This window comes from Veillonella montpellierensis, assembly GCF_947090115.1.
Taxonomy (GTDB): domain Bacteria; phylum Bacillota; class Negativicutes; order Veillonellales; family Veillonellaceae; genus Veillonella; species Veillonella montpellierensis.
Window position 1 is genome coordinate 52,828 of the sequence record NZ_CAMUMS010000006.1, and the last position, 13,556, is coordinate 66,383.

The 13,556-nt window shown below is 38.5% G+C and carries 9 protein-coding genes; 7 read left to right on the forward strand and 2 right to left on the reverse strand.

The genetic code is table 11. The annotated features are described in order from the left end of the window. Positions 1 to 83: 83 nt before the first annotated feature. Together P6940_RS04270 and glmM are read left to right on the forward strand one after the other, a co-directional pair. The gene (locus tag P6940_RS04270) at positions 84 to 1,688 is read left to right on the forward strand and encodes an NAD(P)/FAD-dependent oxidoreductase (protein WP_277293293.1); all 1,605 of its coding nucleotides are present in this window, start codon (positions 84 to 86) and stop codon (positions 1,686 to 1,688) included. A gap of 180 nt (positions 1,689 to 1,868) precedes the next feature. Next, positions 1,869 to 3,227, forward strand: a complete 1,359-nt coding sequence (gene glmM, locus P6940_RS04275) for a phosphoglucosamine mutase (protein ID WP_277293294.1) — start codon at positions 1,869 to 1,871, stop codon at positions 3,225 to 3,227. 274 nt (positions 3,228 to 3,501) lie between these two features. Here the strand turns inward: glmM and P6940_RS04280 are convergent, their stop codons facing one another. Then, complete coding sequence (locus P6940_RS04280; protein ID WP_277293295.1) at positions 3,502 to 5,094, reverse strand: peptide chain release factor 3; 1,593 nt, start codon at positions 5,092 to 5,094, stop codon at positions 3,502 to 3,504. 384 nt (positions 5,095 to 5,478) lie between these two features. Here P6940_RS04280 and P6940_RS04285 point away from each other — a divergent pair, with 384 nt between their 5' ends. Beyond that, positions 5,479 to 7,788 carry a DNA topoisomerase 3 gene (locus tag P6940_RS04285; protein WP_277293296.1) on the forward strand — a complete coding sequence of 770 codons (2,310 nt, stop codon included), beginning with the start codon at positions 5,479 to 5,481 and terminating at the stop codon, positions 7,786 to 7,788. Between the two features lie 313 nt (positions 7,789 to 8,101). Here P6940_RS04285 and P6940_RS04290 read toward each other — a convergent pair whose 3' ends face one another. Next, on the reverse strand, positions 8,102 to 9,397 hold the full coding sequence (locus P6940_RS04290; protein ID WP_277293297.1) for a DEAD/DEAH box helicase: 1,296 nt from the start codon (positions 9,395 to 9,397) through the stop codon (positions 8,102 to 8,104). A 592-nt stretch (positions 9,398 to 9,989) separates the two neighbouring features. Between P6940_RS04290 and P6940_RS04295 the strand changes: the two genes are divergently transcribed. From P6940_RS04295 to P6940_RS04310, 4 genes are all read left to right on the forward strand, one after another. Continuing rightward, positions 9,990 to 10,208, forward strand: coding sequence for a FeoA family protein (locus tag P6940_RS04295; RefSeq protein WP_423839112.1), 219 nt, complete (start codon positions 9,990 to 9,992; stop codon positions 10,206 to 10,208). Between the two features lie 10 nt (positions 10,209 to 10,218). Continuing rightward, on the forward strand, positions 10,219 to 12,582 hold the full coding sequence (gene feoB / locus P6940_RS04300) for a ferrous iron transport protein B (RefSeq protein WP_277293299.1): 2,364 nt from the start codon (positions 10,219 to 10,221) through the stop codon (positions 12,580 to 12,582). A 420-nt stretch (positions 12,583 to 13,002) separates the two neighbouring features. Then, on the forward strand, positions 13,003 to 13,185 hold the full coding sequence (locus P6940_RS04305) for a hypothetical protein (protein WP_038113590.1): 183 nt from the start codon (positions 13,003 to 13,005) through the stop codon (positions 13,183 to 13,185). Positions 13,186 to 13,272: 87 nt separating this feature from the next. Continuing rightward, complete coding sequence (locus P6940_RS04310; protein WP_028257640.1) at positions 13,273 to 13,548, forward strand: DUF6110 family protein; 276 nt, start codon at positions 13,273 to 13,275, stop codon at positions 13,546 to 13,548. Positions 13,549 to 13,556: the final 8 nt, after the last annotated feature.

The following is a 13,556-nucleotide window of genomic DNA, read 5'->3' on the forward strand; positions in this document are numbered from 1 at the left end:
CTCATAAGATATAGTATTGTTTAGCTGATCACATCTGTTATAGTAATACCTCACGTATGGCAGATATAATATAGGAGAAGTATATGATTAGACTTATTAATTTTCGTGTACCTGTTACGGTACAAACAAAATTAATTCAGTTATTAGAAAAGAAATATGTGCCCTTACGTGGATCCATTACACAAATTCATGTAGTTCGTCGTGCCGTAGATGCACGCAAGAAACCACATATTTATTTTGTGTACACATTGTTTTTAGAAGTAGATCATGAGGAAAGGGTACTTCGCCAACTAAGAAATGATAAAAATATTAGTAAAATGAACCCTGAAAAACCAAAACCTATTTCTCATGGCGTACAAACGTTACAGCATCGACCAATCGTGATTGGATTTGGCCCAGCAGGCATGCTGGCAGCCTTTTATTTGGCTCGTGAAGGATATAGGCCTATCGTGTTAGAACGAGGGCAAGATGTAGATACGCGTACGGCAGATGTGGAGAATTTTTGGAAACATGGTACGTTTAAAAAAGAATCGAATGTACAATTTGGTGAAGGCGGTTCTGGTACATTTTCAGATGGCAAATTGACAACGAGAATTACCCATCCTCGTTTGCATGAAATCGCTCAATATTTCGTAAATTTTGGCGCTCCGGAAGAAATTTTATATAAGCATAAGCCACATGTGGGAACCGATATATTACGGGGTATGGTGAAAGCCATGCGCCAACAGATTATCGATTGGGGTGGCGAAGTGCGTTTCGGCGCTAAAGTGACGGACCTTGTCATTGAAAATGGGGGCATTGCAGCAGTGGTTGTCAATGACAAAGAAAAAATTTCCACATCCATTGTACTACTCGGTATCGGTCATAGTGCTCGAGATACGTATGAAATGATGTACCATAAAGGTGTCGATATGGAGGGGAAAGCTTTTGCCATAGGTGTTCGCATTGAACATCCGCAAGATATGATTGACCGCTCTCAATATGGTATGGATCCTACGGAACTAGGACTTGGTGCGGCAGAGTATTCTCTGGTGTATCATGATAGTCAAACAAAGCGAACCTGTTACAGTTTCTGTATGTGCCCTGGTGGACACGTGGTAGCGAGTGCTTCGGAAGAAAACCATGTAGTTACAAATGGCATGAGCTTATATGCTAGAAATACGGGGATTGCAAATAGTGCGTTAGTGGTTACCGTGGGACCAGATGACTTTGGCACACATCCATTAGCAGGTGTAGAGTTTCAACGAAAATGGGAACACAAGGCCTATGAGTTGGGCGGTGGTACATATCAAGCGCCTATACAAACAATTGGTGCCTTTTTAAGAAATACCATAGAAGATATAGAATCATCTGCACTGTATTCATATAAGCCAGGGGTGGTAGTAAGCGATCTCCACGACTGCTTACCACCATATGTAACGGAAGTAATGGAGCGCGCGTTGCCGTATTTTGGACAACGCATACAAGGCTTTGATGATGAAAACATCTGCATGACTGGTGTAGAAACTAGAACATCTGCGCCACTTAGGATTCAGCGTAATGAACAACGAGTTTCCTCTAATGTACATGGATTGTATCCGATGGGAGAAGGCGCTGGTTATGCAGGAGGTATTATGAGTGCCGCTTTAGATGGTGCTGAAACAGCAATTATGGTTATGGCAGAATTTGCTAAACCGAAAGAGATATGATAAGGTAGTTTCTATGATATGTGCTAGTATGATGATATACTAGAATGAATTATAGTCTGTAAATGACTGATGTAACTATATAAAATCGGTATGTACCTGTATAGTTGAATCGATACATACCCGTGTAACGCCCTAATACAATAGAATCATGATGAGTGAATGAATAATACGGAGGTATATATGGCTAGATTATTTGGGACAGATGGAGTTCGTGGAGTTGTTAATGAAATGTTGACACCGGAATTGGCTTACCATTTAGGCCGTGCGGCGGCGATGTATTTTAGTAAAAAAAAGGCACATCCTACCTTTTTAATCGGTCGTGATACCCGTATTTCCGGAGGTATGCTAGAATGTGCCTTAGCAGCAGGAATTACTTCGATGGGAGGCAATGTGGTAATAGCTGGTGTTATTCCTACACCAGGTGTAGCATATCTTGTTCGCCATCATGAGTGGGATGCAGGGGTTGTTATTTCTGCCTCTCATAATCCATTTCAAGATAATGGGATTAAATTTTTTAACCATGAAGGGTTTAAATTACCTGATGCAGTAGAAGATGAAATTGAAGAATACTGTCGTCAAAGTGGGAGCAATGAATTAGCGCGACCTACAGGGGCAGAGATAGGGCGTATTGAATATCATATGGAACTAGCTCATGAGTATGCGGATTTCATCGTATCCACAGTAACTATGTCCTTAGAGGGTATGACAATTGTCTATGATGGTGCGAATGGCGCAGCTTCTGTAGTAGGACCAGAAGTATTAAAACGATTAGGGGCTACTGTCATTCCTATTCATGTTGATCCAAACGGCACTAATATTAATGAACAATGCGGATCTACCCATTTAGAGAGCCTTCAAGAAACTGTTATCGCTCATAAAGCAGATCTAGGGATAGCTAATGATGGTGATGCCGATCGATGCCTATTCGTTGATGAAAAAGGACAGGTCTTAGATGGAGATCAAATTATGCTCTTATGTGCCTTAAAGTTAAAAGAGGCAGGCCAATTGCATGATAATATGATTGTCAGCACTGTGATGAGTAATATTGGCTTTCATAAAGCAGCTAAAGAATTAGGCATGCAGACGTGCACTACTGCAGTAGGGGATCGCTATGTATTAGAAAGAATGCTAGAAGATGATTACTCGATTGGGGGCGAACAATCGGGACATGTTATATTCTTGCAATATAATAGCACTGGCGATGGACTATTGACGGCTACACAACTCGTTAGCATTGTGAAAGAAAAAGGGAAACCTTTATCTGAACTAGCCGGGTTGATGACTAAATATCCACAACAACTTGTGAATGTTCGTGTAGCCACTAAAACAGGATGGGAAACGAATACACTTATTGCAGCAGCCATTGCTACAGGTGAGTTAGAATTAGGTGAAAATGGACGTATTCTAGTGCGACCTAGTGGAACGGAACCATTAATCCGTGTTATGGCGGAAGGATCTAATCAAGAACAATTGAATCAAATATGTAATCAAATTGCGGCGGTCATTGCCCAGGAACAAGGCTTAGCACAAGACATCTAATGTATAGGCGATGGAGTACTATCAGTATATACGGGCCATACAACTATGATAATAGAATAATAAGCGACTTGTATAAGTAAATCGTGCATGGCAGAAACGAAAATAAGGGATTTCTTACAAAAAATTGTAAGAAATCCCTTATTTTGTAACCATATCGTTAAAAATAATAACCTACTTTCCGTAGGGTAAGAAACTGTAAGAATATACAAGCTTCATAAGTGCCTACCATCATGTATAAGTTAATCGTATCCCTTGATAGAGGGACTACTTGGCCCTAGTTGTCGTGTAACTTAGGCGTACGCAAGAAAGTGATATCTGGATTGCGTTCTTGTACCCAATTCATTTGCCACTCGTTGCTAATCAAGATAACCGTGCGGTTTCGACTATCTTTGACCACCATCGCCGCATCTAACCCTTTTATAGAGCTTATATCTACTTCATCGCCTACCCAACGAGCTACACTATATGGTAAGGTATGATTTAATAAATCTACGCCGTATTCATTCTTTAATCGATACTCTAATACCTCAAATTGCAACATACCGACAGCACCGACAATATAAGAATCTAGGGAATGAGGTTGTTCAAAGATTTGAACGGCCCCTTCCTGAGCTAGTTGCGTCATGCCTTTAATAAATTGCTTACGCTTCATCGTATCTTTCGGCGATATACGAGCAAAAAATTCAGGTGGGAACACAGGAAAATCGCCAAATGTAACCTTGTGCTTGGCCATACATAGCGTGTCGCCTACGCCCATAACGCCAGCGTCAAAGACACCGATGATGTCGCCAGGGAATGCATCTTCCACAATGGTTCGTTCTGTAGCTAGAAATTGTTGAGGTTGTGATAGGCGCAACTGTTTTCCCGATTGTCTATGAAGAACGGTCATTCCTTTTTCGAATTTACCGGAACAAATACGCATAAATACAATGCGGTCGTGATGATTTGGATTCATATTCGCCTGAATTTTAAAGACTAAGGCAGAAAAATCTTCTGAAGTAGGATATACCACCTCTTCGAGTGCTTGTCGTGGAGCAGGGGATGGTGCTAACTCTAAGAAACTTTCCAAGAAAGGTTTAACCCCAAAATTAGTCATAGCTGAACCAAAATACATAGGTGTTAATTCGCCAGCTTGGACTTTATCAAAATCAAATTGATCTCCTGCTACATCGAGTAACTCAATGTCATCGATGAGGGCTTGATGAATATCAGCACCTAAAATTTCTTTAAACATAGGATCATCGACAGAGCCTTTAGTAGAGGCAAGTTTTTCTTGCCCATGAGTTTCATCTTTATCGAATAATTCAATAGTGTGATTCATGCGGTCGTAAATGCCTTTGTATTCACCATTAATGCCAATCGGCCAATTCATCGGTACTGCACGAATACCAAGGACTTGTTCAATTTCTTCGATCAAGTCAAATGGGTTTTTCCCATAGTGATCCAGTTTATTAGCAAATGTAAAGATGGGGATGCCTCGTTCTTTACAGACAGCAAACAATTTTTTTGTTTGTGCTTCCACGCCTTTCGCAATATCAATTAACATGACGGCACTGTCAGCCGCCATTAATGTGCGATACGTATCTTCTGAAAAATCTTGGTGACCCGGTGTATCTAGAATGTTAATGCGACACCCATCATAGTCAAATTGTAATACGGAACTCGTTACAGAAATACCGCGTTGTTTTTCGATTTCCATCCAATCTGATACGGCGTGTTTTTGCGTCTTTCGAGACTTAACCGACCCAGCTAAATGGATAGCACCACCATATAATAAAAGCTTTTCTGTCAATGTAGTTTTACCAGCATCAGGGTGAGAAATAATAGCAAACGTCCGTCTGCGCTCAACTTCTTCTAAAAATGTCATTATCATACCTCTTTAATTTAAAAATTATATCTTCATAATTATATACTAGATATACTATTTTTACTATATAAGGGATACAAGAAATTCTAGTTTTTACGATTCATAGATGGATAGACATATAGATGGATTATCTCGATTTAGTTGCGACCGACCTAGAGAGTATGTTAGCATAATAAGATAGAAATGGCTGGGTGTATATAGCATTGATGATAGTGAAAGGGACTTGTAAACGTATCCTCTTTAGTATATAAGCGACTAGTAGATATTCTAGAAACCTATGCATAATAGGTAGATACGATAATGGGACAGTGCGAGATGGATGCGTATACACATGAGTAGATAGCGGTGGCTGGGTTAATGCCTTAGGTATAATTAGGAGAGGTTATGAGATTATTTATTGCAGAAAAACCGAGTATGGGGCGAGAAATCAGTAAATATCTGCCAGAACAACAGCATATAGAACGACGAGATGGTTATATTATACATGGCGATGATGTGGTTACTTGGGCGTTTGGTCATGTATTAGAGCAAGCAGAACCAGCAGAATATGATGGACGCTATAAAAAATGGAACGCCCATGACTTGCCGATTGTACCTGATGCATGGAAGTTGTTAATTAGTAAAAATAGTGAAAAACAGTTTCACCTCATTAGAGAATTAATAGAAAAAGCAGATACTATCGTTAATGCTGGTGACCCAGACAGAGAAGGGCAGCTACTTATCGACGAGATTTTAGATTATGTAGGCAATACAAAACCAGTACAACGGATTTTGTTGAATGCCCTTGATGAAAAATCAATTCGTGCAGCGCTAGGTGATTTGCGAGATAATCGTGACTTTTTTAATTTAAAACAATCTGCCTTAGCGCGTTCACGAGCAGATTGGTTGATTGGCATGAATCTATCGCGCGCTTATACGATAGCCGAACAACGGAAAGGACATCGCATTACGTTACCTATTGGACGCGTAAAAACACCAACCTTGGCACTAGTGGTGCGTAGAGAACGGGAACTTCAATCGTTTACTCCCATAGATTATTATACGTTGAAAGTATTATATGCTCATGAGAAAGGAACTTTTTGGGCTACTTGGCAGCCTAAGGATGAGCAAAAAGGGTTAGACTCAGAGGGCCGATTATTAGTGCGCGAAGTAGCTGAAACGCTAGCAGAGGAAATCAAAAAAGCGACTACAGGCATTGTTACGAAAGCTACCACTACTAAGAAAAAAGAACCACAACTGTTGCCTTTATCCTTATCGGCATTGCAGGTGGCTGCAGGTAAATTATTTTCCTACGATCCACAAACTGTGTTAGATACAGCGCAACAATTGTATGAGAAAAAACTGACCACCTATCCCCGCTCAGATTGTGACTATATCCCTACCAATCAATTATCAGACAAAACAGCGATTTTAAACAATTTACAAAACTGTGGCGATCGTCGCCTATCCACGTGGGTCAGCCATGCAGATCAATCGATTCAATCGCGGGCGTGGAACGATAAAAAAATTACGGCCCATCATGCGATTATTCCAACTACCGTAGCGTGTCCGACACAGAGTTTGTCTGAAAGAGAACGAAATATATATCACTTGATTGCAAAGGCCTATATAGCTCAATTCTATCCAGAACATGAATATAAGCAAACAAAGTTAATAGTGACGCAGTGTGAGGAAAATTTTGTAGCTCACGGTCGTATGGTTACTGTATTAGGATGGAAAGAATTGTATCAAAGATCCTCCCGTAGCACGCAGGATGATGGTAGTGAAGTGAATGATGATGGAGAGGAGAAAACAACAACGAATCTATTGCCACCTGTCAAAAAAGGGGACTCCTTAACATCCAACGAATGTAAGATTGATAAAAAAGCAACGAAACCACCTACGCGATTTACGGCAGCTACCTTATTGCAAGCCATGAAAGAAATACATAAATTCGTAAAGAATGAGGATCTAAAAAAACAATTAAAAGCAGTATCCGGTATTGGCACAGAAGCCACACGTGCAACGATTATTGATGAATTAATACAACGTCAATTCATTAAAAGTGTAGGTAAAAAGAAAGTATTACAGCCAACGGAAAACGGCTATGTGTTGGTAGATGCCTTACCAGATGAATTACTCTATCCTGATGAAACGGCAGTATGGGAAGAACGGTTGGCTCGTATGAGTGATGGCGGTGATACATTGGAAAGCTTTTTGTCAGATCAAGTTGTATTTTTAACTACGTTAATTAACAAATTAGGATTTTCTCATGATGATACGTATTACGGTGGTATGAGAGCCAATATCGTGCGTACGATTCATCGAGGACAAGGCGAAAAAAAATATGATGGATCGGATAGCGATGTATCCACTATAAAATCATATACACCAAGCGATACACATAAGCTATGTCCTCAATGTAATGCAGGACACATGGTGCAGAAACATGGCAAGTTTGGTATCTTCTTGGGGTGTAGTAACTATCCTGCTTGTACATATACAGAAAAAATGAACCGTAATACACAAATAGATGAAGCACATAAAAGACTAGAAGTACCAGAAGAATCAAAACAATACAAATGTCCACGTTGCCATACAGGATATTTCGTAAAACAGGTGGTGCGCGGTAAAACTACCTGGATTTGTAGTAATCGTAATGAATGTCGCACCCAATGTGCTGATGTAAATGGCAAGCCCAGTCTGTTTAAATGAGATGGAGTAGAAACATATAATTTACCTAGTAAGAATAAATTGTTTATAGATGAATAAACTCTGTCGGATGGTAGTGTATTCAAAAAAATAAAGGACTAAAAAGAGTCTATGCATATGATATATATCTAAGCATAGACTCTTTTTAGTCCCATGATTTACTTGTTGACACACTATTACAAGGAAAGGTGCACTAACCACTTACATTGAATGATAGCAAGTGCAGCAATCATCACCTAATTGATACGTACTAAGGGCCTTATTTCATAGCATAGAAATTGATGAGTCACCGTTTTATATAGGGTTAGGTATGTAATTATTTGCGCCGACTACGCTTGGTTTGTGATGTAGATTTTCTTCGCCGTCTATTATTGGTGCCACCATGACCAGTTGCTTTGTGAGCTTTCGATTTAGTGGCTTGGTAGGAACTAGTAGGGCCGGTAGATTTATATTTCTTTACCCGTTTAGGAGCCATATCCTTAGCGCCTTTCACCTTGATTTGCCCATCTGCAGTATATTTGGTTAACGTAGCCTTAATAGCGCGTTCAATACGGCGTAGCCAGCTTTCATCAGCAGGCGTTGCCAATGTAATCGCTACACCTGAATTACCAGCACGACCAGTTCGCCCAATGCGATGGATATAATAGTCTACATCATGTGGTACATCATAATTATATATGTGTGTGATGCCTTCAATATCGATACCACGAGCAGCAATATCGGTAGCTACTAATATCTGTGTTCTGGCTTTTGCGAACTCTTTTAAAATTTGAGTACGCCGCCCTTGCGTTAAATCACCGTGCATTTCTGCAATAGATAATCCAGCGGCGGTTAATTCATAGGATAAGCGAATTGCACTATCACGGGTATTACAAAATACGATGCCTAGAAACGGATTGTCTTGTTGAATCATCTCGATGAGACGCTTAGTTTTTTCAGAACTATTCATCATATAGACTGTTTGTTCAATCGCATCTAATGTGACATGCTTACTTTCAATCGTAATCGACATAGGAGCATGCATATAGGATTTAGCGAGCTTGCGAATTTTATCGGGCATAGTGGCAGAAAATAGTAGTAACTGACGTTTCTTATCTGTGCGATGAATTAATGTTTCTACCGTAGGCAAAAATCCCATATGGAGCATTTGGTCGGCTTCATCAAGGACAATGCGGCGAATGGTGCTAAGATGCAATGAACCACGGTCGGCATGATCTAGTAAACGACCCGGTGTACCAATAATCACGTGAGGACGTCTGCCTAATTGTTGCAATTGATGCTCCACTGTTTTTCCGCCAATGAGTGGCAATACGTCAACATCAATCTGTTGACCAATACGCTTGGCCTGTTGCGCAATTTGTTGTACCAGTTCGCGCGTAGGTGCAATAATTAGCGCTTGTTCTTGATGCACATCTGTATGCACTCTTTGAAGAATAGGCAATAAAAAAGCTAATGTTTTACCCGTGCCGGTCTGAGCATGACCGATGATATCATTTCCTTTAAATATCATGGGAACGGCTTGCTCTTGAATCGGCGTAGGTTCTTTAATACCTTGCTTTTGTAAAATAGTAGAAATATCTTCTGTTATACCAAGTGTTTTAAATGATTTCATGAGTCTCCTCTATAAATTACTATGTAAATGGCGTTTATATGTTTATCTATTATAGCATTTTGATTATATTTTTTGAAGATAACCTGGATGATAGAAAAATAGAGCTGTAGTTGCGAAACATTTATAATATAGATTTTACACAAAATTTGTTACTTATAATATCACACTATTTGGCTTTGAGAAATAAAAATGTTGATTATACAGTGTTATAGAGTGATTTTTTTCACATTAGATGGTTTAAATGAGAATAAAAAGCAAAAATAGATAAGGAACAGTATCCTGTTATATAATCGACAGTTATATTAATAAAAATCATAAAAAAGTATATGATTATATGAATATTAAATAATATAATTGAGAAATACGCATAAATACTATAATCTTAAGTATATAAGAATGAGCATATACTGTGCTACTTATACTATAAATAATAAAAAAATATTATAGATATCATTATTTCATATTGTACCTATTCGTACTCTATTATGATAATTATTGTTGATATTGAAAGCTATTATTGTTATAATACATTAAGATGTATATTTAAAATGATTATTGGTATTAGGAGGTGTCACACGTGAGTGTTAAAACGATGGCAGATATGAAACCAGGTGAAGTGGGTACAGTAGTGGCCTTACACGGCTCGGGTAATATCAAACATCGCTTGATTGACATGGGAATTGTAAAAGGAACTGAGGTTCGCTTGGTAAAATATGCGCCTTTAGCAGATCCTATCGAAATTAAAGTGAAAAATTTTGAATTATCTCTTCGAGTGAGTGAAGCAAAAACGATTGATGTAGAAGTTAAATAGGAGACTATGTATGGCAAAGGATAAGCAAATTAAAATTGCCTTGGCTGGTAACCCAAACTGTGGTAAAACTACCATTTTTAATAATATTACAGGCGCTAAGCAACATGTGGGGAACTATGCAGGGGTAACTGTTGAAAAGAAAGAAGGGGAATACAACTATAATGGACAAGAACTATTATTCGTTGATTTACCTGGAACGTACAGTTTGACAGCTCGTTCATTAGATGAATTGGTAGCTAGAAATGAAATCATTAATGACAAACCAGATGTTATCGTTAACGTAGTAGATGCATCGAATCTGGAACGTAACTTATATTTGACTACACAACTATTAGAGCTAGAACGACCTATGGTTATTGTGTTAAATATGATTGACGTAGCTCATGATATGGGACTTGTTATCGACAAAGAGAAATTGGCATCTTTAACAGGTGCCACTGTTGTTGAAACAGTAGGCCGTAATAATGTCGGTACTATGGAAGTACTAGAAGCGATTGTACACGCTAAAGATAAAGGCATTTCCACTACAGCTGTGGTAGATTATGAAGAAATTAATGACATTGTTGACGAACTTACTAAAGACGTACGCACCGCTAGTGTGGAATATCCACCACGTTGGGTAGCCGCTAAATTATTAGAAGGCGACGCAGATGTTATTGGCAAAATTATGCGTGAAAAGAATACAGAAGCATTACTTGCGAAACGTGAATCTATGCGTCAAGAACTTGCAAAAGAAGTTGATTTAGAATCAGTATTCCAAGAAAAACGTCATGCCTTCGCCGTTAAACTCTTTAATGCATTTGTTACTAAAACAACTGATGCTATAGAAACTAAATCAGATCGCATCGACAAAATTTTGACACATCGTATTTTAGGCTTACCAATCTTCTTATTCTTCATGTGGTTATTATTTAATATAGTTATTAATGTTGGTGCCTATCCACAAGATTGGCTAAATACTGGTGTAACTGCATTAAGTGATTTTGCAACGAATACAATCCCAGAAGGCAATCTACAATCCCTTGTAGTAGATGGTATTATCGCTGGTGTAGGAGCGGTTATTTCCTTCTTACCATTAATCATTCTATTATTCTTAGGTATTTCCTTCATGGAAGACAGTGGCTATATGGCGCGTGCTGCTTTCTTGATGGACCGTGCCATGAGAGCTTGCGGTTTACATGGTAAATCCTTCATTCCATTACTATTAGGTTTTGGTTGCTCCATCCCATCCATCATGGGATCTCGTATTTTGGATAACTACAAAGACCGTATGGTAACAATCTTAGTTACTCCATTTATGAGTTGTGGTGCTCGTTTGCCAGTATATGTGTTAATGGCGAGTGCATTCTTCCCAGTAGAATATAGTGGTACAGTTTTATTCTTAACATATCTATTTGGTGTAATCATGGCTGTAATCATGGCTAAGATTTTCCGCAGATTCCTATTTAGTGGTGAAGCAGAACCATTCGTTATGGAATTGCCACCATATCATATGCCTACAGCTAAATCTGTATTAATGCATATGTGGGAACGTGCATGGGCATATATTAAAAAAGCTGGTACATTTATTTTGGGTGCCACTATCTTGATTTGGTTCTTAAGTTCCTATCCAAAAGATACAGTGTATACACAAGACTATGATGCAGCACATGATGCAGTAGAAACTACATTCCAAGCACAAGGTGATGCAATTAAAACATCAGCTGGTTATGCTACTGATGAACAAAAAGAACAAATTGATGCGTTAGTAGAAGAAATTCAAAATACGAAAGAAAAAGCAGACGCTGATGCAGAAGAAGCTGGAGAAGATGCACCAGATGTAGAAGTAGAAGATCCTAATGAAGCACCTGATGTGTTTAATGATTTAAAATCTGCTCATGAAAAAGAATTCCCTGTTGCATGGGCCGTATTCCAAAACGATTTGGCTAAGGATGCCGCTGATGAAGATCTTGATAATGAACAAGCTTCCGAAGACCAAGCTCACTCCTACTTAGGCCAATTAGGTACAATTATGGACCCAGTGCTTAGACCATTAGGATTTAATGGTAAAATGGGCGTTTCCTTACTTGCAGGCTTTACAGCAAAAGAAGTTATTATCTCTACATTGGGTACTACCTATGCAGTAGCTGCTGATAAAGATGATGATTCCTCTTTGGTAGAACGTTTACAAGCTGATGAATCCTTCACACCACTTGTAGCAGTTGGATTCCTTGCATTCATCGTTATCTACCCACCTTGCTTTGCAGCTATGGCGGTAGTAAAACGTGAAACTAACTCTTGGAAATGGTTAGGATTCTCTGTCGGTTATGGTATATTACTCGCTTACGTAGTAGCCTTACTTATCCACCAAATTGGTATGGCGTTAGGATTTTAATTGATAGAATAGTGACATAGTGACTATGAAAGTTTGATGTATATGTAAGAAATTGATGCGTATCAATTATTCTGATGTAGTAATCAAGGCATCGTATGTGCATACGATGCCTTGATTAGAGGAATGTCGGTATCATTGATACGCATTCCTTACATCAGTAATTAAGAATAATTATTTCTTAGTTATTCTTTTATAGTGTTGCTACAATACCATGAAAGTAGCAAAACCCCCATATATATTGACGATATTCTTGGTCAACCTATAGAGTGACTTGTTACTTTTATAGATTTCTTTGATAAAGGTTATTAGTTAAATGATAATGAGAAATCTATTAAAAATCCCTTTTATAATGCGTATTCGTATTGAGAATACAATTATGAGTTTTTTGTATTTGATAATGATAATGGAAAGGGGTATACTATGGATATACAAACAGCAATCATATATGTATTGGTATTATGTGCCGTAGCATATTTTGGCTATAAGTTTTATCAGTCCGCCAGCGGTAAAGGTGGTTGTGGCTGTGGCTGCGGTTGTAGTAGCAAGAAGAAAAAAGGATCTAACTCCTCAAATGGAAGTAGTTCTGATTGTGGATGTAAATAAACTACTATCTTAGGCAGTTTATTATAAGTGTTAGTTACATAGGTTTCGCATATGTTATATGCAGTCATCAAGAAAGGATGTAATATTATGTTCAAATTCAAAAATCAACAAACAAACGAAAATTTAAAATCTGCTAATCTATTTGCTGCTGGTTTAGCACTAGGTACAGTAGGATTAAAAGTGTTAACAAGCAAAGATGCTAAAAAAGTATACGCTAATGTAGTAGCTGCAGGTATTCGTGTAAAAGACAGCGTGTTGGCAACTGCTGATAAAGTACAAGCTAGCACTTCTGATATCTTAGCAGAAGCACAAGAAATCAACGAAGCTCGTCATGAAGAAATTTTTGAAAAAGAAGCTAAATAAGAAAGGAA

Coding starts and splice junctions, on each gene's coding strand:
- glmM (WP_277293294.1), top strand. CDS start 1,869: ATGGCTAGATTATTTGGGACAGATGGAGTTCGTGGAGTTGTTAATGAA.
- P6940_RS04270 (WP_277293293.1), top strand. CDS start 84: ATGATTAGACTTATTAATTTTCGTGTACCTGTTACGGTACAAACAAAA.
- P6940_RS04310 (WP_028257640.1), top strand. CDS start 13,273: ATGTTCAAATTCAAAAATCAACAAACAAACGAAAATTTAAAATCTGCT.
- P6940_RS04290 (WP_277293297.1), bottom strand. CDS start 9,397: ATGAAATCATTTAAAACACTTGGTATAACAGAAGATATTTCTACTATT.
- P6940_RS04295 (WP_423839112.1), top strand. CDS start 9,990: ATGGCAGATATGAAACCAGGTGAAGTGGGTACAGTAGTGGCCTTACAC.
- P6940_RS04280 (WP_277293295.1), bottom strand. CDS start 5,094: ATGACATTTTTAGAAGAAGTTGAGCGCAGACGGACGTTTGCTATTATT.
- feoB (WP_277293299.1), top strand. CDS start 10,219: ATGGCAAAGGATAAGCAAATTAAAATTGCCTTGGCTGGTAACCCAAAC.
- P6940_RS04305 (WP_038113590.1), top strand. CDS start 13,003: ATGGATATACAAACAGCAATCATATATGTATTGGTATTATGTGCCGTA.
- P6940_RS04285 (WP_277293296.1), top strand. CDS start 5,479: ATGAGATTATTTATTGCAGAAAAACCGAGTATGGGGCGAGAAATCAGT.